Here is a 19594-nt window from a genome sequence, read left to right as displayed (position 1 = left end):
AGGAGGAGGACTGGATGGACAAGCGGAGACCTCGAGTCCCAGCCTCCCCCGAACAGCGCAGGTCCCAGCTTCGCGCCGTGGACGACCAGACCGACCCGGGCGACGAGCCTGTCGAACCGGTGGCTGAGCGGCGCGTGCATCGATCGACTGCGGCCAAGACCTCGGCCCCGAAGACCGCCGCCGCCAAGACCTCCACCGCCAAGACCTCCACCGCCAAGGGCCCCGCCGCGGACACCCGGGACGCCGACACCTCCGACGGCGCCGCAGGTCGGCGCTGGAAGGCGGAGCGGGCGGACTCCCGGCAGAACCGGGTCCAGCGCTTCTGGAGCTTCCTGGAGATCGGGAACCCCTACACCACGTTCTGGCTGATCCTCGGCTCCACCCTCGCCCTCTCGATCATCGGGCTGACCTTCGTGCTGTCCTCGACCTCGGTGGATCCGACCGGGGGAGCCTTCACCACAGCGACCCGCCAGGCCACCTGGGCGGCCATCGGGCTCGTCGGCATGCTGGTCATGATGGTCCTGCCCACCCGCTGGCTGCGCGCCATCGGCTGGTTCCTGATGCTGCTCTCCGCCGTCCTGCTCGCCCTGGTCGCGTTCACCCCGCTGGGCCATACCGGCGGCGGCTCGACGAACTGGCTCCGGATCGGACCGGTCCAGGGACAGCCCTCCGAGGTCGCCAAGCTGGGCCTGGTGATGTGGGGCGCCGCGGTGCTGGCCAAGAAGGGCCGGCTGCTCTCCCAGTTCGCGCACTGGGTCACTCCCTTCGTGGCTCCCGGCGCCCTCTCGGTGCTGGTCCTGGTGCTCGCCGGCGGCGACCTGGGCACCAGCCTGATCATCATCCTGATCGTCGGGACGCTGCTCTTCGCCGCCGGGGTCGCCATGCGGTACTTCGTGATCGCGGCCAGCCTCGCCGCGGTGATGGTGGCGCTGCTGATGCTGGTGACGCCCTACCGCATGATGCGGGTCTGGGCGTGGCTCGGGGTCAACTGCGACCACCCCACCGATCCCTGTCACCAGATGCAGCAGGGCTACTACGCGCTGGCCTCGGGCGGCTTCTGGGGCGTCGGCCTGGGCCAGTCGCGGCAGAAATGGGACTACATCCCCGAGGTCCACAACGACTTCATCTTCACCATCATCGGAGAGGAGCTGGGACTGCTCGGCACCCTCACGGTGCTGGGCCTCTTCGCGGTGCTCGCCGTGGGGATGTTCCGCGTGGCCTACAACACGAACGACCAGTTCACCCGACTGGTCTGCCTCGGGGTCATCGCCTGGATCAACGGTCAGGCCTTCATCAACATCGGCATGGTCACCGGGCTGCTCCCGGTGGTGGGCGTGCCGCTGCCGTTCATCTCCTACGGCGGCTCGGCGCTGACCGTGACCCTGATCGCCGTCGGGGTGGTGCTGAACTTCGCCCGCAGGCAGCGCCTGGACGGCCGACCCCGGCCTCGTCGGAGCAGCTCCCCGTCGAAGGCCACCAAAACCTCCCACCGAAACCCCATGTCCGTCTGATGGCTGCCGAAGGAAAACCCATGAATGAGCTCTCCATAGTTCTCGCAGGCGGGGGAACCGCCGGGCACGTCAGCCCGATGCTGGCAGTCGCCCGGGCCCTCGATCGCCTCGCCCCCGAGGTCCGCCAGACCGTCATCGGCACCGCCGCCGGACTCGAGACCCGGCTGGTCCCCGAGGCCGGCTACCGACTGGAGACCATCGACAAGGTCGCCATGCCCCGGCGGCCCTCCCGTGACATGCTGCGCTTCCCCTCCCGCTTCGGGCAGGCCGTGCGCGACGCCGCCGGGATCCTCCGCGCCGAGCAGGCCGACGTGGTCATGGGCGTCGGCGGGTACGTGTGCACCCCGGTGTTCGTAGCGGCCCGCCGGCTGGGCATCCCCGTGGTCATCCACGAGGCCAACGCTCGTCCCGGTCTGGCGAACAAGCTGGGCCACCGGTTCGCCGCCTTCACCGGCGTCGCCTTCGAAGGCACCCCGCTGAAGGGCTCCGAATGGGTGGGCATGCCGATGGCCCGAGAGATCTCCCAGCTCGACCGCGCCCAGCAGCGGGAACAGGCCCGCAAGACCCTGGGCCTGGATCCGGAGAAGGTCACCCTGGTGATCACCGGCGGCTCCTCCGGGGCGCTGTCGCTGAACAACTCGATCAAGGCGGCGCTGACCGATCTGCTCGGCACCGGGGCCCAGGTGCTGCACCTGACCGGCCGGGACAAGGCGCTCACCGGTGAGCACGGCGCGCTGATCCAAGCCCCCGGCTACCACCAGCGGGAATACCTCGACGGCATGGAGCTCGCCTACGCCGCCGCGGACCTCATCATCGCCCGCGCCGGCGCCGCCACGGTGAGCGAGGTCGCCGCCGTGGGGCTTCCCGCGATCTTCGTGCCGCTGCCGGTGGGCAACGGCGAGCAGGAGCTCAACGCCCGCGAACTTGTCGCCGCAGGCGGCGCCCTGCTGGTCAAGGACGAACATTTCAACAAGTCCTGGATCCGGCGCAACATCGTTCCGCTGCTCGAGGACCCGCAGCTGCTGGCCACCATGGAGCAGCAGTCGGCCTCGCGCGGGATCACCGATGCCGACGATCGGATGGCCCGCGCCACCCTCGTCGCCGCCGGCCACCCGATGAGCAAGTCCGAGACCGCGAAGTGACCCTGCCTCCCATGAATCCTGCTCACGCCGCGGAGCCCACCGCCCGGCCCAGCTCCGCTGAACCTCCCGCCGCCGGACTCGGGCACGTCCACTTCCTGGGGCTCGGCGGAGTGGGCGTCTCCGCCGTCGCACGCCTGATGGCCGCCGACGGCGTGCCGATCTCCGGCACCGACGCCAAGGAGCTCCCCGTGCTCGAGGAGTTCCGTCGCGGCGGCGCCGCCGTGCAGGTGGGCTACCGCGCCGAGAACCTGGCCGCCGCGGAGGAACAGCTGGGCCACCCCATCACCGCGGTGATCGCCTCCTCGATCGCCGCTGCCGGCAATCCCGAATACGACGAGGCCGTGCGCCGCGGCCTGCCGGTGCTGCACCGCTCGCAGGGTCTGGCGGCGCTGATGCGGACCCGCCGCGCCGTCGCCGTCGCGGGCACCCACGGCAAGACCACCACCTCCTCGATGGCCACCGTGCTGCTGGAGCAGGCCGGACTCTCTCCGACCTTCGCCGTCGGCGCCAACGTCGCCGGACTCGGCGTCAACGCCGCGGCGGGCACCGGGGAGTGGTTCATCGCCGAAGCCGACGAGTCCGACGGTTCGCTGCTGAACTACGCCCCAGAGGTCGGTGTGGTCACCAATGTCGAAGCCGACCACCTCGATCACTACGGCACCGCGGAGGCGGTGGAGCAGGTCTTCGTGGACTTCACCGAGCGGATCACCGACGGCGGGGCGCTGATCATCTGCGCCGACGACTCCGGTGCCCGCGAACTGCTGGCGAAGGTGGAGCAGCCGCTGGCCGCCCGCGGCGTGAGCATCACCAGCTACGGCACCCGCGAGGACGCCGACCTTCGGCTGAGCAGCGTCACCCGCGACGGCGGGGTGGTGCGTGAGGGCGCCGAGGAGGCGCTGCTGCGCCTGGCGGTGCCCGGAGTGCACAATCAGCTCAACGCCCTGGCCGCCATCGCGGTGGGGCGCCGAGCCGGACTCTCGCTGGGAACCAGCGTCGCGGCCGTCTCGCACTTCCAAGGCACCTCGCGCCGCTTCGAGCTGCGCGGAGAGGTCTCCGGGGTGCGCGTCTACGACGACTACGCCCATCACCCCACCGAGGTCGCCGCCGTGCTCCAGGCCGCGCGCGCCTCGCTGACCGCTGCTGACGGGCAGGTCCATGTGATCTTCCAGCCGCACCTGTTCAGCCGCACCGCCGCCTTCGCCGCTGACTTCGGGACTGCGCTGACCGCGGCGGACACCGTGGCGGTGCTGGAGATCTACCCGGCCCGGGAGGAGCCCATCGAGGGCGTCACCGCCGCCCTGCTGGGGCACCCGGTGCGCAGCGTCGCCGAAGCCGTCGACGCCGTGGCCTCGGCCGCCCGTCCAGGAGACCTGATCATGACCCTCGGCGCCGGTGACGTCACCGCATTGGGCGCAGACGTCCTCCGCGCGCTCACGGAGCGCCGATGAGGCTGCGGTTCCCCCGCCGCGCCCCGGACCACGACAAGCCCTCCGACGCGGACCACGATGAGTTCTCCGACACGGACGACGATGAGTTCGGTGACGCGTCCCCGCTGGACTTCCCCGAGCCTGCCGCCGTCATCGGCAGGCGGCGCCGGCGCCGACGGATCCTCGCCCTGCTGATCAGCCTCGCGGTGCTGCTCGGCGTGGTGGCCACCCTCTACTTCTCCCCGCTGCTGGTGGTGCGCGCGATCGCGGTTCAGGACAACGACCTGCTCACCGATCAGCGCGCCCAGGAGCTGCTGGCGCCGCTGCACGGCACGCCGCTGGCTCAGGTCAGTCAGCGCGACGTCGAGCGGCTGCTGCAGGACGAGCGCGCGGTCGACGAGGTGATCGTCGCCGCCCGGCTCCCCGAGGGCCTGGACATCGTGGTGATCGAACATCCCCCGGTGGCAGAGGTCCACGTGGGGGAGGAGATCCTCTTCTACAGCCAGGAGGGAGAGCTGATCAGGACCTTCGACGAGTCCCAGGCTGAGGATGCGCAGGGCTACGCCACCCCGGTGATCTCCGCGGAGGCCGCCCTGGAGAACGAGGCGGTCTTCCAGACCATCGTCTCGGTGCTGGGCCAGCTGCCCGAGGGTGCCCGCGAGTCTCTGGAGTCCGCCACCGCGGAGTCTCGGGATTCGGTGCAGCTTGAGCTGCAGGACGGGCGGACCGTCGTCTGGGGCGACGACCAGCGCGGGGACGAGAAGGCCACGGTGCTTGAAGCGATCCTGGGCTCCTCGGCGGGCGAGTTCGAGGGCGTCGAGGTGCTCGACATCTCAACTCCGAGCGCGCCGGTGACGCGCTAGGCGCGTGTGGCGCGTAGGCTTATGACCGAAAAGGACATCAGACAGGGACTGCCTACCTGGGATCCCCTAAGGTTCAAGTAAAGCTTGAACCTTGCTGTTGGTTCGCAGGCAACAGAACAATGTCTCAGGTACGGAGGCTCCCGTCCGCTGAAGAGCCGCTGCGACGTCACGGGCTGCCGCCCATGATTGAACCGATGTACCCGCGAATGACATCGGCACGATCAGGTGGCCCGAGACGGGTGAAGACAGTGAGGAGTCGCGCTGCGGCTCACTCAGCGACGGGGGTCTCCGTACATTTGAGACCAGAGACGAGCAAGGGACACACAACGTGGCATCACCGAACAACTACCTGGCCGTGATCAAGGTCGTCGGCATCGGTGGCGGCGGCGTCAACGCCGTCAACCGCATGATCGACGTCGGTCTCCGTGGCGTGGAATTCATCGCCATCAACACTGACGCGCAGGCGCTGCTGATGAGCGACGCCGACGTGAAGCTCGACGTCGGCCGAGAGCTGACCCGTGGACTGGGAGCCGGTGCCAACCCTGAGGTCGGCCGCCAGGCCGCCGAGGACCACTCCGAGGAGATCGAAGAGGTCATCCGCGGCGCCGACATGGTGTTCGTCACCGCAGGCGAAGGCGGCGGCACCGGAACCGGCGGCGCCCCCGTGGTCGCCCGGATCGCCCGCTCGCTCGGCGCGCTGACCATCGGCGTGGTCACCCGCCCGTTCACCTTTGAGGGCCGCCGGCGCGCCGGCTCGGCCGAAGAGGGCATCGAACAGCTCCGCGACGAGGTCGACACGCTCATCGTGATCCCCAACGACCGGCTGCTCTCGATCTCGGACAAGAACGTCTCGGTCCTGGACGCCTTCCGCTCCGCGGACCAGGTGCTGCTCTCCGGCGTGCAGGGCATCACCGACCTGATCACCACACCGGGTCTGATCAACCTCGACTTCGCCGACGTGAAGTCGGTCATGCAGGGTGCCGGCTCCGCCCTGATGGGCATCGGCTCGGCCAACGGTGAGGACCGTGCGGTGAAGGCCGCGGAGCTCGCCATCGCCTCGCCGCTTCTGGAAGCCTCCATCGACGGCGCACACGGTGTCCTGCTCTCCATCCAGGGCGGCTCGGATCTCGGACTCTTCGAGATCAACGAGGCCGCCAGGCTGGTCCAGGAGGTCGCCCACCCGGAGGCCAACATCATCTTCGGCGCCGTCATCGACGACGCCCTCGGTGACGAGGCTAGGGTGACGGTCATCGCCGCCGGCTTCGACCAGGTCGACGCCACCTCCCGTCCCGCGCAGCCGCTGCAGAACCAGGCGCCTGCTCGCAGCGTCGGCTCCGCAGCCCCGCCCGCGCGCACCGCCCCGCCCGTCCCCGGAACCGTGCCCGGCACGATCCCGATGGGCGGCTCAGGTGCTGCACGCTACGCCGGCTCCCAGGACACCGCACCTCAGCAGCGGTTCGACCCCTCGCGTCGTCGTCATGAGAACGAGGAGCAGCAGGACATCCCGGACATCGTCGAGTCGGACTACACCGGAGGTCGCAACGACGACCTCGATGTGCCTGACTTCCTGAAGTGACCTCGGCCCCCACGAACAAGGGGGCCAGGTCCGCTGTGTCCCCGTCGCCGTTCTGGTGGCGGGGCCACGCCGGTGACTCCGTGCAGCTGGGCTTCACCTCGGTGGATGCCGGGAATCTGGCGCGTCACGCAGGTTCCCAGCAGCGGGTCTCCGAGGATCGCCGCCGTCTCGAGGCGGCGATGGGCGTGCCAGCGGGGTCCCTGCGCTTCCTGAACCAGGTCCACTCCGCAGACGTGCTCGACGCCGAGGCCGCGGCCTCCGCGCAGGAAGGCGTCAGCTCCGCCCCGGTGCCCACCGGGGATGCCTGGGTCTGCGCCGACGGCTCGGTGCCGCTGGCGATCATGGTCGCCGACTGCCTGCCGGTGCTGCTCTACGGGCAGCGCGCCGGCAGCGATCCCGAGCATCAGGTTCCGGTGACAGCTGCGGCCCACGCCGGGCGTCCAGGCCTGCTGGCCGGGGTCCTGGAGAACACCGTGGCCGCCATGCGGGAGCGCGGCGCCGTCGCGATCACCGCGTGGATCGGCCCGGGAGCCTGCGGCGCCTGCTACGAGATTCCAGAACCGATGGTCGCCGAGGTCTCCCGTGACCGTCCCGCCATCGCCTCCACCACCAGCTGGGGCACCAGTGCGCTGAACCTGCGCGCCGAGGCCCAGGCCGTCCTCGCCCAGCAGGGAGTCACCGTCGAGGACCTCGCCGGCTGCACCCTCGAGGACGACTCGCTCTTCTCCCATCGCCGAGAGCCTGACCGCGGACGGTTCGCCGGTGTGATCTGGATGCCAGCATCCTCATCCCGGTCAGGATCCCCGGCAGAGCTCCCGGCTCGATAGGCTCTCCTCGTGCAGACCAGACCAGATCCCGCCGGCCCAGATCCCGCCGGCCCAGACCCCGCTTCCACGGATTCGGCCACCGACCCCGCAGCCCGCGACCCCGCAGCCCAGGACCCGCGGAGCGAGGAGCTCGCAGCGAACCTCGCGGCGGTCCACGCCCGGATCGACCGGGCGATGGCCGCCGTCGGACGCCAGGATCGGCCGAAGCTCATCGTGGTCACCAAGTTCTTCCCCGCCGCGGATGTGCTCAGGCTGTACCGGCTGGGCGTTCGCGACGTCGGCGAGAACCGCGATCAGGAGGCCGCCGCCAAGGCCGCGGAGGTCACACAGCTGCTCGGCGGTGACACGGACGCCCTGCACTGGCATTTCATCGGCCAGCTGCAGTCCAACAAGGCCCGCTCGGTCCTCGGCTACGCCGATCACCTGCACTCGGTGGACCGGTCGTCCCTGCTGAAGGCGCTGGTCAAGGCCGCACCTGCAGCGGATGCGCCGCCGCTGACCTGCCTGATCCAGGTGGACCTGCGTGACCCCGTGCCGGCCGACGGCAGGGGAGGGGCGGACCCCGCGTCGATCCCCGCGCTGGCCGCCGGGATCGCTGAGGCACCGGGGCTTGAGCTCGGCGGACTCATGGCTGTCGCGCCCCTGGATGAGCCGGCCGCACCGGCCTTCGGCCGACTTGCGCAGCTCTCCGCCGAACTGCAGGACGCCCACCCTCAGGCGCACATGATCTCCGCCGGAATGAGCGGTGACCTGGAGGAAGCGGTGGCCCACGGTGCGACACACCTGCGGGTCGGTCGAGATGTCCTGGGTGAGCGTCCGCTTCAGCGATAGTCTCGAGACCGCGCAGTGACAAATCAACCTTTCCTCAGGAGAACCCTCATGGCCGGTGCCTTCAAGAAGACCATGATCTACCTCGGCCTCGCCGACGGAGACGACTACAGCGAGGACAGCTTCTCCAAGGAGCCCTCCTCCACGACCCGCAGCCCCCAGGGCTCGGCCTCCGAGCCCAGCTCGGTGAGCCGCAGCTCCTCCATGGCGGCCTCGGTCCGCGAGACCCCGGCGCCGACGAGCGCCACCTCCTCCGCGCGCGGAAACGAGGTCGTCTCCCTCGGCATCGACCACGCCGACGACAGCTCACACACAGGCCAGTACAACAGCTCCAACTTGGCAGTGGACCCGGACTACCGTGCTCCGGTCACCCCGATCAAGCGAGCCCCCTCATCCCGGGATGAAAGTTCACCGATGCGAAAAATCACCACCGTTCACCCGCGCTCCTACAACGACGCGAAGGTCATCGGCGAGTCCTTCCGGGACAACATCCCGGTGATCATGAACGTCACCGACATGGGCGAGGCCGAGGCCAAGCGACTGGTGGACTTCTCCGCCGGGCTGGTCTTCGGCATGGGCGGATCCATCGAGCGTGTCACCAACAAGGTGTTCCTGCTGACCCCGAAGAACATCGAGGTGCTGGCTGAAGAGCGCGCCGCCGCAGAGACCCCGTCCTCGGCCCAGTTCTTCAACCAGAGCTGAACCAAGTACGCTTCTGAGCTGTGGATCTCTTAACCGCGCCCCTGTACCTGCTGCTGACCATCTACCAGTTCGCTCTGGTGGTCCGCATCGTCTTCGACCTCACCCAGCAGTATGCCCGCAGCTGGCGACCCAAGGGCTTCGCGCTCATGATCGCCGTCGGGGTCTACACCATCACCGACCCGCCGATCCGCTGGATCCAGCGCAAGGTGCCGCCGCTGAACCTGGGCGGAGTGTCCCTGGACATGGGGTTCCTGCTGGTGTTCCTGGTCGTGGTGATCGCGAAGATGGTGCTGCGCGGATTCGCCTGACCCGAAGGTACCTCGCGGGCGAGCGTCCAGCACTGCGCCGTTGGACGGACCTCGACGCGTGAAAGCCGCACTTGAAGGTTGTAGTCGAAGGCAACGAATCGCAATGGGTATCCTGATGGATGACCCAAAGACCAGCTTCACAGCTTCCCCAGCCACTCGATGAGGTGACACCGCATGGCCCTGACCCCCGATGACCTCCTGAACAAGGAATTCCCCGAGACCAAGTTCCGTCCCGGTTACGACAAGGACGAGGTCGATGACTTCCTTGACGAGGTGGTCGTCGAATGGCGGCGCCTGGCCCAGGAGAACGAGGAGCTCACCGCCAAGGTCGCGGCTCTTGAGGAACAGCTCGAGGAGAACCCGGCGAACCTGGAGCCCGATGAGCTCAAGGATGCGGGCCTCTCGGGCTACGCCGGCACCACCTCGACGATGACCGGCTCCGCGGACCCCAGCACCGAAGAGCACGAGCTCAGCGCCGACTCATCGGTCACCGCGCACCCCGAGTACGCGCTCGGAACCCGCCCCGCACAGGAGCGTCCCGTCGCCGCGGAGCCCGCTGCGAGCGACCAGGCCACCTCCGCCACCGGCGTGCTCGCCATGGCGCAGCAGCTGCATGACCAGTACGTCTCCGAGGGGGAGCAGACCCGCGCGGCCTACATCGCCGAGGGCGAGGCCAGGCGCACCGAATACATCACCGAAGGTGAGCAGACCCGCAGCGCCTACATCGCCGAGGGCGAAACCACCCGGGATGCCTACATCGCCGAGGGTGAGACCCGCCGCGACGAGCTGGTCAGCACCGCAGAGGCCACTCACGCCCAGCTGCTGGCCGAGGCCGAGCGCCGCCGCAACGAGATCGTCACCGAGGCCGAGACCCGCGCCGAGAACGTGATCGAAGAGGCGGAGCTGACCTCGACCCGCACGCTGAACGCGCTGGAGCGCAAGAAGGCCGACCTGGAGTCCAAGGTCGGCGAGCTGACCAGCTTCGAGCGGGACTACCGGGCACGGCTCAGGGACTACATCGAAGGTCAGCTGGCAGATCTGAACAGTCGCGGCTCCATCGAGAAGGAAGCCACCGTCAACTGATCCAGCTCCTCGACGCCGAGCGCTCAGGGTGACACCTGACCTGTAGAATCCAACGGTGTCGAAACAGCTCTCAGATGACCATCAGCGGTCCATGCGAACCCCGTCCCGCCGAACTGCGCTCATCGTGGCAGCGGCCCTGGCGGTGTTCGCCTGGGCCGCTGATCAGTTAACGAAGGTGTGGGTCGAAACCACGATGACCCTGGGGGAGCGGACCGAGGTGCTGCCCCCGGTGCTCTACTGGCGCTACCACCTGAACCCGGGTGCCGCATTCTCCATGGGCACCGACTACACCTGGGTGTTCACGCTGATCATGATCGCGGTGCTCGGCTATGTGGTCTTCAAGAGCCGCGACCTCGGCGGCTCCTGGCTCTGGACGCTGGGCCTGGGCGGGCTCGCCGGCGGAGTCGCCGGCAACCTCACCGACAGGATCTTCCGCGACCCCTCCCTGAACGGGGAAGGGATCAGCACCTTCGGTCAGGGCCACGTGGTGGACTTCATCGCCGTGCCGAACTTCGCGATCTTCAACATCGCCGACTCCTTCATCGTGTGCTCGATCATCGCGATCTGCACGATGATGGTCTTCGGGCTGAACCTCGACGGCACCCGGGAACAGAGCGGGAAGACGTCTGACACGGCGAACACCGACACGGCGAACACCGACACCCGGAAATCTGACCACCGGAAGTCTGACCACCGGAAGTCTGACACCGCGACCATCGACGCTGCGGAGACCGACGCATGAGCACCCAGGACATCGCAGTGCCCGCAGAGCTCGACGGCGGCCGCGCCGACGCCGTGCTGGCCACCCTCTTCGAGGTCTCCCGCACGGACACCACCCAGTGGCTCAAGGACGGGCGGGTCACCTGGGCGCAGGACCGCACCCAGGGGCGCTCCGCCGGGCGGACGGTGAAGAAGTCTGACCGGCTTGCCGCCGGCACCGAGCTCGCCGTCGTCGTGCCCGAGAAGCATGACCCCTTGGAGGTGAGGATCGAAGCTGTGGAAGACATGACCCTGTTGCACCAGGACACCGAGATCGTGGTGGTGGACAAGCCCGTCGGCGTGGCCGCGCATCCCTCACCCGGCTGGACCGGGCCCACCGTGATCGGGGGCCTGCTCGCCGCCGGGGTGGAGATCTCCACCTCCGGGGCCCAGGAGCGCCGCGGGATCGTGCACCGCCTCGACGTGGGCACCTCCGGGGTGATGGTGGTGGCCAAGACCGAGCACGCCTACACCCTGCTCAAGGACGCCTTCCGCCAGCGCACCACCCATAAGAGCTACCACGCGCTGGTCCAGGGGCTGCCCGATCCGGTGGACGGGACCATCGACGCCCCCATCGGCAGGCACCCCGGACACGACTGGCGGTTCGCGGTGCTCGACGGCGGCCGTGAGTCCCGCACCCACTACCGGCTGCAGCAGGCCTATGGCCGGGCCAGCCTGATGGACGTCACGCTGGAGACCGGCCGGACCCACCAGATCCGGGTCCACTTCTCCGCGCTGGGCCACCCCTGCGCGGGAGACCTCACCTACGGCGCCGACCCGCAGCTGGCCGCCGATCTCGGACTGACCCGGCAGTGGCTGCACGCGGTGGAGCTCGGGTTCCACCACCCCGGCAACGGCGACTGGGTGAGCTACCGCACCGACTACCCCGCGGACCTCGCCCAGGCCCTCGAGATCCTGGAGAACGGCTGAGCATGGCAACCACCGGCGATTTCGTCCACCTGCACAACCACACCGAGTACTCGATGCTCGACGGCGCCGCGAAGATCGGGGAGCTCTTCGAACAGACCCAGAATCTCGGCATGCCCGCAGTGGCCACCACTGACCATGGGTTCCTCTTCGGCGCCTACGAGTTCTGGAAGACTGCCCAGAACTACGACGTGAAGCCGATCATCGGACTCGAGGCCTACCTGTCTCCGGGCACGCATCGCTCCGACCGCACCCGGGTGAAATGGGGCGACGGGGTCATCGGGGAGAAGGACGTATCCGGCGGCGGCGCTTACACGCACATGACCATGTGGGCGGAGAACACCACCGGGATGCACAACCTCTTCCGGATGGGCTCGCTGGCCTCCCTGGAGGGCTACTTCTACAAGCCGCGGATGGACCGGGAGCTGCTGGAGACCTACGGCAAGGGGATCATCGCCACCACCGGCTGCCCCTCCGGAGAGATCCAGACCCGGCTGCACCTGGGCCAGTACGAGGAGGCGAAGAAGGCCGCCGGGGAGTACCAGGACCTCTTCGGGCGGGAGAACTTCTACTGCGAGCTGATGGACCACGGCCTGGACATTGAGCGCAAGGTCAAACAGGACCTGATCAAGCTCGCCCGCGAGCTGAACATGCCGATGGTCGCCACCAACGACCTGCACTACACCCACCAGCATGACCACAAGGCCCACGGGGCGCTGCTGTGCGTGCAGTCGAACTCCACCCTGGATGACCCGAACCGGTTCAAGTTCGGCTCCGAGGAGTTCTACCTCAAGTCCGCCGCCGAGATGCGCGACCTCTTCCGCGACTTCCCCGACGCCTGCGACAACACCCTGGCCATCGCCGAGCGCTGCCAGGTCGAGTTCAACGAGTCCGCCTCCTATATGCCCCGGTTCCCGGTGCCCGATGGAGAGTCCGAGGAGTCCTGGTTCATCCAGGAGGTCGAGAAGGGTCTGCACTACCGGTTCCCGAACGGCATCCCGGACGAGGTGCGCAAGCAGGCCGAGTACGAGATCGGCGTCATCACCCAGATGGGCTTCCCGGGCTACTTCCTGGTCGTGGCCGACTTCATCACCTGGGCCAAGGAGCAGGGCATCCGAGTGGGTCCGGGCCGCGGTTCCGGGCCCGGCTCGATGGTCGCCTTCGCGATGCGCATCACCGACCTCAACCCGCTGCAGCACGGGCTGATCTTCGAGCGCTTCCTCAACCCCGACCGCGTCTCCATGCCTGACTTCGACGTCGACTTCGATGACCGTCGGCGCTCCGAGGTCATCCAGTACGTGGTCAACAAATACGGCGACGAGCGCGTGGCCATGATCGTCACCTACGGCACGATCAAGTCCAAGCAGGCGCTGAAGGACTCCGCCCGGGTCATGGGGGAGCCCTTCTCCACAGGCGACCAGCTGACCAAGAAGATGCCGCCCGACGCCATGGGCAAGCCGATGCCGCTGGGCGACATCTACGAGTCCAAGTCGGCCCGGTACTCCGAGGCCGCCGAGATGCGGGAGTTCGTCGACTCGGACCCGCGGATGAAGGAGATCTTCAACCTCGCCTCCGGGCTGGAGGGGCTGAAGCGCCAGTGGGGCGTGCACGCGGCAGGGGTGATCATGTCCAGTGACCCGCTGATCGACATCATCCCGATCATGAAGCGCGAGCAGGATGGCGCGATCATCACGCAGTTCGACTATCCGATCTGCGAAAACCTGGGTCTGATCAAGATGGACTTCCTGGGTCTGCGCAACCTCACGATCATCTCCGACTGCCTGGAGAACATTCAGCTCAACAAGGGCATCGAGCTCGACCTGGAGAACCTCGAGCTCACCGACCGGGCCGCCTATGATCTGCTGGCCCGCGGAGACACCCTGGGAGTCTTCCAGCTCGACGGCGGCGGCATGCGCTCGCTGCTGCGACTGATGCGCCCGGACAACTTCGAAGACATCTCGGCCGCCCTGGCGCTCTACCGCCCGGGGCCGATGGGTGCGAACTCGCACACCAACTATGCGCTGCGCAAGAACGGGCATCAGGACGTCAGCCCGATCCACCCGGAGCTGGAGGAGCCGCTGCTCGAGATCCTGGGCACCACCCACGGGCTGATCGTCTACCAGGAGCAGGTCATGGCCATCGCGCAGAAGGTCGCCGGCTACTCGCTGGGCCAGGCCGACATCCTGCGCCGCGCCATGGGCAAGAAGAAGAAGTCCGAGCTGGACAAGCAGTACGTGAACTTCTCTTCCGGCATGGAGTCCCACGGCTACTCCGCCCCGGCGATCAAGGCGCTGTGGGACGTGCTGCTTCCGTTCTCCGACTACGCCTTCAACAAGGCCCACACCGCCGCCTACGGGCTGATCGCGTATTGGACCGCCTATCTCAAGGCCAACTACCGGGCCGAGTACCTGGCCGCCCTGCTCACCTCGGTGGGTGAGAACCGCGACAAGCTCGCGCTCTACCTCTCCGAGTGCCGCCGCATGGGTGTCACGGTGACCTCCCCGAGCATCAACGAGTCCGCGCTGACCTTCACCCCGGTCGGTGACGACACCATCCGCTTCGGCATGGGCGCGGTGCGCAACGTCGGGTCCAACGTGGTCGCCGGGATGGTCTCCGCGCGGGAGGAGAAGGGCCGCTACGAGACCTTCGCCGACTTCCTCAAGAAGGTGCCGATGCAGGTGTGCAACAAGCGCACCGTCGAATCGCTGATCAAGGCCGGCGGATTCGACGAGCTCGGGCACACCCGGCGGGCGCTGGTGACCATCCACGAGCAGGCCATCGACCAGGCGATCTCGGAGAAGAAGGGCTCCCAGGCCTATGAGACCGACCTCTTCGGCAGCGCCGACATGGAGCTCGGAGACTCGCTCTCGGTCAGCGTCCCCGACCTGCCGGAGTGGGAGAAGATGGACAAGCTCTCCTTCGAGCGCGAGATGCTCGGCCTCTATGTCTCTGACCATCCGCTCCAGGGCCTGGAACGGGTCCTGGCCCACCATGCGGATCGCTCCATCTCCTCGGTGATGGGGGAGGACGGCCCGGCCGACGGCGCCGGGATCACGATCGCCGGGATGATCACCTCGCTGCAGCGCCGGGTGGCGAAGTCCTCGGGAAACCCCTACGCACGCGCCGAGATCGAGGACATGGCCGGCACCATCGAGGTGATGTTCTTCGGCAAGACCTATCAGGCGGTCTCGATGATCCTGGCCGAGGATCTGGTGGTCTCGGTGAAGGGTCAGATCGACCGGCGTGAGGACGGCAGCGTCACGCTCAAGGCCATGGACGTGACCGTGCCGGAGATCAATGAGGACGGCAACGCCGGGCCCGTCGTCGTCTCCGTCTCGTCCCAGCGGGCCTCGGAACACCTGGTCATGGAGCTGGGACGGACCCTGCGCGCGCATCGCGGCAACAGCGACGTGCACGTGCGGCTGCTCTCCGGGGACAAGATCGAGCTCATGCGGCTGGGCCACGAGTACCAGGTCAGTCCCTCGCCGGCGCTCTTCGGGGATCTCAAGGTGCTGCTCGGCCCAGGCTGCCTGGAGCTCTGAGCGGACTGCGGCACCCGGTCGGCGCCAGCAGACGCAGGCCGACAGCGTCACAACATCTTGTGGTCGAAGATTTGAAGCACACTATATGTGGTGGGTAGACTCGGGGCATGTACTGCCCCTATTGCCGCCATGACTCCTCCCGAGTCGTCGACTCCCGCATGCTCGATGATGGCTCCGGCATCCGGCGACGTCGGCAGTGCCCGCAGTGCTCCAAGCGGTTCACCACCATGGAGACCACCAGCCTGAACGTGATCAAGCGCTCCGGAGCGGCCGAGCCCTTCGATCGGTCCAAGGTGATCAACGGCGTCCGCAAGGCGTGCCAGGGCAGGCCGGTCTCCAACGATGACCTCGCCGTGCTGGCCCAGGAGGTGGAGGAGAACATCCGCGCCGCGGGCAACGCCGAGGTGGATGCCAACGACGTCGGGCTCGCGATCCTCGGCCCGCTGCGCCGCCTGGACGTGGTCGCCTATATGCGTTTCGCCTCGGTGTACCGCGGGTTCGATTCGCTGCAGGACTTCGAGAACGCGATCGCGGAGCTGCGCCGCGAGGAGCTGCACGGACCTTCAACCTCAGGTGCAACCGTGGTGCAGCCCAGATTCGGATTCCGTTAGACTCAAGTCTGTACCGGTGGCGGTCTCTTCTGGGGAAGGTTGAGAGCGCCACCGGTCTTTTCATCCCCGGTGATGGTCCCGACATGCCGTGCGGTGCAGGACTCACCGCAGGCCCGCGCAGAACCTCCTGCGGGAGACCCCGGACGCACGGATGGTCCGGAGAGAACCCCCTGAACTTTCTCTCCGGACCACCTGCGCCTCCGAGGAGGCCCTTCCATTACACGCCGCGTGCGCAGGCGCCTCGCGCAGATGAAGCAAAACCACGTAGTTCGACCGGTGAAACCCAGTAGAAGATACGGGCCGGTATAGTTGACGGGCATCTGATCCATCAATAGAGGAGCCCACGGTGCACCGCAGTGACCCTTTTGTGGGCAGGCGCGAAGAGATCGAGCTGATCCGCAGGGCTGCTGAGCGCGCGCGGACGGGCACGGCACAGTTCGTGGTCATCGAGGGTTTCACCGGCTCAGGGAAGACCCGTCTGCTGCATCAGGCGATGGAGTCGTATCCGGAATGGGACGAACGCACGATCCTGCTCGACGAGTCCTTCAGCGCCCGCGCCGGATCCGCGATCCGACATCTTCTCGGCGCCGGCTCCACCGGCCCCGACGAGCTGGAGGATCTCCTGGCCGCCAGCTTCGATGCCGGGCAGAACCTGCAGGTGCCCTACCTGGTGAGCGTCAAGAACCTGCACCTGATCGACGAGGTCTCCGCCGATGCGCTCTGGCGCGGGCTGAGTCTCTTCCAGAACGGCCCGGTGCTCGTGGTGCTGAGCACCCAGGGCTCAGTGCGGCCCGAGGTTCAGCGGCTCATCCGGCTCGCTCAGGCCAGCCCGCGCGGCACCTACATCGGCCTGCAGCCGCTGCCGCTGCGGCAGGTGGGTGAGCTGCTGGAGGCGCACTCCGAGCTGCCGATCGCGACCTCGGTGGCGGCTCGGGTGCTGCGCGAGACCGATGGATACCCAGGCCTGGTGGAACAGGTGGGGCGCTGGCTGCGCCGGGTCCCCTCCGGGGCCCGCAGCATCGACCAGGCGTTGGCGGCCACCGTGCGTTCCGCGGACTACAGCGGAATGCACCGAGACGTGATGACCCAGATGAGCGGTCTGGAAGAGCCCGACCGCCGCGCCGTTGCGCTGCTGGCCGCCGCTGACACCTCGCTGAGTCGCAGCCAGCTCGAAGCCGCGGTGGGAGCCGCCGTGGACCCCGCCGCACTGCTGAGCACCGCGCTGCTGAGCTGGGAGGAGCTCACCGGCCGCTATGCGGTGCCGCGTCGCTCGCTGAGCCGCGCGGTGCTCAGCGGCACCGCGGAGCTGGAGCAGGCCCAGCTGCTGCTGGCGCTTGCGGGCGTGCTGGAGGGGGAGGAATCGGTGCGCCACCTGGCCGAAGCTATCCGGCGGGACCCTTCCCTGGGTGAGCAGGAGGAGGTCGTCGCGGCGCTGCACGGCTACGCGCGGCAGGCCGCGAGGCGTCACGAGTTCTGCGAAGCCTTCGACCACGTCATGCTCGCCGTCTCGATGGCCCTCGACGACGAGGAGTCGCTCCACCTGCTCGCCGGACTCGCCGTGCGGACCAATCGGATCTCCGCCCTGCTGGCCCTGGAGCCCGTGATGCGCGCGATGCCGGAGTCGACGTCTCGCTCCGGGATCCTGGCGCTGATCATGCTGGAGCAGTCGGACCTCGAGGGTGCGCTCCAGGAGCTGGAGTCCGTGACCCCGCAGCCCGACCGAGGGCTGCCCATCTATGCCGAGTCCGTCATCGAGGTCAGCGCCCGACTGTACGCCGCGGCGCGCCGCCGCCGCGGCGCCGCGCTGGCGAAACAGGTCTCCTCCGCGCTCGCCGAGGTGCTGGGCCGGGGGGACGGCCTCGACCTGCTCGGTGACATCTGGGATCTCGGCCAGCTGCAGGGCATGGCGTCGCTGAACAGCTTCTGGATCGAGTTCTCCGCGGAGGATCCCGGTGATGCCGCCGCAATGATCGACCACGTCTCGACCGCGCTGAGGAAGCTGCAGGGCCGGGCCGGCGTCGAGCGGTTCGAAGGGGCGCTCTACGCGGTGCGCGGGGGACTGCACCGGCAGATCGGACACATGGGCTGCGCCTATCAGGATCTCAGCGTCGCCGCCGCCCAGGACGGCACCAGCAGCTACGTGATGTATGCCCGTTCCCAGCTGGCGCTGCTGCTGTTCAGCTCTGCCTACTGGGACGAGGCCGCACAGATGGCCGATCGCGCCGCGGGAGAGGGTCTGGCACGCGGGGAGAATGCCGCCTCCCATGTCGCCTACGCCGTGTCGGCGGTGCTCCCCGCCGCCCGCGGGGAGATCGAGACGGTCCGCACCCGGCTGGAGGTGCTGCGCGAGAGCCAGTTCGCTTACCTTCCGCTGGCCACCGGGACCATCGACTGGGTGGAGGCCTCCCTGGCGGCCTCGCAGAACGATTTCCGCGGAGTGGCCCGGAACCTGCTGAGCATGCGCAACGACGGCACCGTGTGGTGGGCGATGGAGCCCCAGGCGATGAGCATGCTCGCCCGGGCGCTGCATGTCAGCGGCTGGGCGGCGATGTTGCCGGCCCTGCTGCGCAGCGCCGAGGGCGAGTCCGGCGTGGTGGACTTCCAGCGCCACCTCACCACCCCCTACCTGCGCGGCTTCGAACGCTGGGGAGCGGGTGCTCCGCTTGAGGCGATGGAGAGCTTCCTCCAGGTGCTGCGCGGCTACGACGCGGCCGAATCGATCCGGCCCACCCAGCCGCCGGGGGAGGGCGGCGGGTTCAGGATCTTCCGAGCGATGCTCAGCATCGACATCGCCACTCTGGTCACGGCCTACCCGCAGGAGCTGTCCCGGCACCGGGCCACCGCGCTGGAGCTGGCCGTGTGGGCAGCCTCGGTGCTCCAGTCCTGCCGCGCCGAGGCGCAGCTGGACCGGGCCAATCAGCTGATGGAGGCGCTGCGCCCGCGGATCTTCGCCGGGGAAGCGGACGGCTTCGGGGTACCGGGACCGGGCGTTCGGGGACACGACGTTTCAGGGCGCGAGGTTTCCGGATCAGGCGTCGCCGGGCCCGAGGCGTCACCGACCAGGACTCCGGCAACCAGGGCGCCGGCAACCAGGACACCAGCGGTGAGGTCAGCCGCGGCAATGTCGAGCGCTGCCAGGACGACCACCACAGGGACCGCGGCGGCGGCCGGGGGAGCGGGCGGCCCGGCGTCCGCGGCGAACCCTCGACGCTCGGCGGGTCAGCTCACCAGCCGGGAACCTGGAGGCCCTCCGGGGAAGTCCGAGCCGGTGCTGAGCCTCCGCGCGGAAGAGGCGCTGCGTGGTCTCTCCCGACGCGAGCGGCAGGTCGCGATGCTGGTTTCGGAGGGACTGACGAACCGCGAGGTCGCCGAGCGGCTGGTGCTCTCGGTGCGCACGGTGGAGTATCACGTGGCCAACGCGATGGCGAAGCTGAAGATCCGTTCTCGCCGCGAGCTCCGCGGGCTTGTCGGCGGCTGAGTCCGGCGGC

Annotated in this window: 15 protein-coding genes; all 15 read left to right on the top strand. The window is 68.5% G+C overall.

The window, feature by feature from the left end:
* Window positions 1-14: 14 nt before the first annotated feature.
* The 15 genes from ftsW to LTH93_RS13380 all read left to right on the top strand — a co-directional run bounded on the left by ftsW (window position 15) and on the right by LTH93_RS13380 (window position 19584).
* Window positions 15-1511, top strand: a complete 1497-nt coding sequence (gene ftsW / locus LTH93_RS02375) for a putative lipid II flippase FtsW (RefSeq protein ID WP_241469963.1) — start codon at window positions 15-17, stop codon at window positions 1509-1511.
* A gap of 20 nt (window positions 1512-1531) precedes the next feature.
* A complete protein-coding gene (gene murG, locus LTH93_RS02370) occupies window positions 1532-2653 on the top strand; it encodes an undecaprenyldiphospho-muramoylpentapeptide beta-N-acetylglucosaminyltransferase (RefSeq protein WP_241469962.1) in 1122 nt (373 codons plus the stop codon).
* An 11-nt stretch (window positions 2654-2664) separates the two neighbouring features.
* Window positions 2665-4101: a UDP-N-acetylmuramate--L-alanine ligase gene (gene murC / locus LTH93_RS02365; RefSeq protein WP_241469961.1), complete on the top strand. Its 1437-nt coding sequence runs from the start codon at window positions 2665-2667 to the stop codon at window positions 4099-4101.
* The gene (locus LTH93_RS02360; RefSeq protein WP_241469960.1) at window positions 4098-4943 is read left to right on the top strand and encodes a cell division protein FtsQ/DivIB; all 846 of its coding nucleotides are present in this window, start codon (window positions 4098-4100) and stop codon (window positions 4941-4943) included. The genes murC and LTH93_RS02360 overlap by 4 nt, the downstream gene beginning before the upstream one ends.
* A 328-nt stretch (window positions 4944-5271) precedes the next feature.
* The gene (gene ftsZ / locus LTH93_RS02355; RefSeq protein ID WP_241464330.1) at window positions 5272-6519 is read left to right on the top strand and encodes a cell division protein FtsZ; all 1248 of its coding nucleotides are present in this window, start codon (window positions 5272-5274) and stop codon (window positions 6517-6519) included.
* A gap of 35 nt (window positions 6520-6554) precedes the next feature.
* Window positions 6555-7346, top strand: coding sequence for a polyphenol oxidase family protein (locus LTH93_RS02350; RefSeq protein ID WP_241469959.1), 792 nt, complete (start codon window positions 6555-6557; stop codon window positions 7344-7346).
* Between the two features lie 9 nt (window positions 7347-7355).
* On the top strand, window positions 7356-8177 hold the full coding sequence (locus LTH93_RS02345) for a YggS family pyridoxal phosphate-dependent enzyme (RefSeq protein ID WP_241469958.1): 822 nt from the start codon (window positions 7356-7358) through the stop codon (window positions 8175-8177).
* A 48-nt stretch (window positions 8178-8225) separates the two neighbouring features.
* Window positions 8226-8876, top strand: coding sequence for a cell division protein SepF (locus LTH93_RS02340; RefSeq protein ID WP_241464333.1), 651 nt, complete (start codon window positions 8226-8228; stop codon window positions 8874-8876).
* A gap of 20 nt (window positions 8877-8896) precedes the next feature.
* Window positions 8897-9184 (top strand): YggT family protein, encoded by a 288-nt coding sequence (locus LTH93_RS02335; protein WP_241464334.1) that lies wholly within the window; start codon window positions 8897-8899, stop codon window positions 9182-9184.
* A 174-nt stretch (window positions 9185-9358) separates the two neighbouring features.
* Complete coding sequence (locus LTH93_RS02330; RefSeq protein WP_241464335.1) at window positions 9359-10267, top strand: DivIVA domain-containing protein; 909 nt, start codon at window positions 9359-9361, stop codon at window positions 10265-10267.
* Window positions 10268-10322: 55 nt separating this feature from the next.
* Window positions 10323-11009 carry a signal peptidase II gene (locus LTH93_RS02325; RefSeq protein ID WP_241469957.1) on the top strand — a complete coding sequence of 229 codons (687 nt, stop codon included), beginning with the start codon at window positions 10323-10325 and terminating at the stop codon, window positions 11007-11009.
* Window positions 11006-11956: an RluA family pseudouridine synthase gene (locus tag LTH93_RS02320; protein WP_241469956.1), complete on the top strand. Its 951-nt coding sequence runs from the start codon at window positions 11006-11008 to the stop codon at window positions 11954-11956. The genes LTH93_RS02325 and LTH93_RS02320 overlap by 4 nt, the downstream gene beginning before the upstream one ends.
* Window positions 11957-11958: 2 nt before the next feature.
* Entirely contained in the window at window positions 11959-15495 is a 3537-nt protein-coding gene (gene dnaE / locus LTH93_RS02315) for a DNA polymerase III subunit alpha (protein WP_241464338.1), read from the top strand.
* Between the two features lie 107 nt (window positions 15496-15602).
* Window positions 15603-16106 (top strand): transcriptional regulator NrdR, encoded by a 504-nt coding sequence (gene nrdR / locus LTH93_RS02310; protein WP_241464339.1) that lies wholly within the window; start codon window positions 15603-15605, stop codon window positions 16104-16106.
* A gap of 346 nt (window positions 16107-16452) precedes the next feature.
* Complete coding sequence (locus LTH93_RS13380) at window positions 16453-19584, top strand: LuxR C-terminal-related transcriptional regulator (RefSeq protein ID WP_241469955.1); 3132 nt, start codon at window positions 16453-16455, stop codon at window positions 19582-19584.
* The last annotated feature ends 10 nt before the right edge of the window (window positions 19585-19594 follow it).

The organism is Nesterenkonia sp. DZ6 (assembly GCF_022565835.1).
GTDB lineage: Bacteria > Actinomycetota > Actinomycetes > Actinomycetales > Micrococcaceae > Nesterenkonia.
The sequence above is the reverse complement of the archived record's forward strand: the minus strand, read 5'-3'. Positions and strand labels throughout refer to the sequence as shown.

What these genes read in the sequence shown, in the direction of transcription:
- ftsW (WP_241469963.1), top strand. Translation starts at nt 15, where the DNA reads ATGGACAAGCGGAGACCTCGAGTCCCAGCCTCCCCCGAACAGCGCAGG.
- murG (WP_241469962.1), top strand. Translation starts at nt 1,532, where the DNA reads ATGAATGAGCTCTCCATAGTTCTCGCAGGCGGGGGAACCGCCGGGCAC.
- murC (WP_241469961.1), top strand. Translation starts at nt 2,665, where the DNA reads ATGAATCCTGCTCACGCCGCGGAGCCCACCGCCCGGCCCAGCTCCGCT.
- LTH93_RS02360 (WP_241469960.1), top strand. Translation starts at nt 4,098, where the DNA reads ATGAGGCTGCGGTTCCCCCGCCGCGCCCCGGACCACGACAAGCCCTCC.
- LTH93_RS02340 (WP_241464333.1), top strand. Translation starts at nt 8,226, where the DNA reads ATGGCCGGTGCCTTCAAGAAGACCATGATCTACCTCGGCCTCGCCGAC.
- LTH93_RS02330 (WP_241464335.1), top strand. Translation starts at nt 9,359, where the DNA reads ATGGCCCTGACCCCCGATGACCTCCTGAACAAGGAATTCCCCGAGACC.
- LTH93_RS02320 (WP_241469956.1), top strand. Translation starts at nt 11,006, where the DNA reads ATGAGCACCCAGGACATCGCAGTGCCCGCAGAGCTCGACGGCGGCCGC.
- dnaE (WP_241464338.1), top strand. Translation starts at nt 11,959, where the DNA reads ATGGCAACCACCGGCGATTTCGTCCACCTGCACAACCACACCGAGTAC.
- nrdR (WP_241464339.1), top strand. Translation starts at nt 15,603, where the DNA reads ATGTACTGCCCCTATTGCCGCCATGACTCCTCCCGAGTCGTCGACTCC.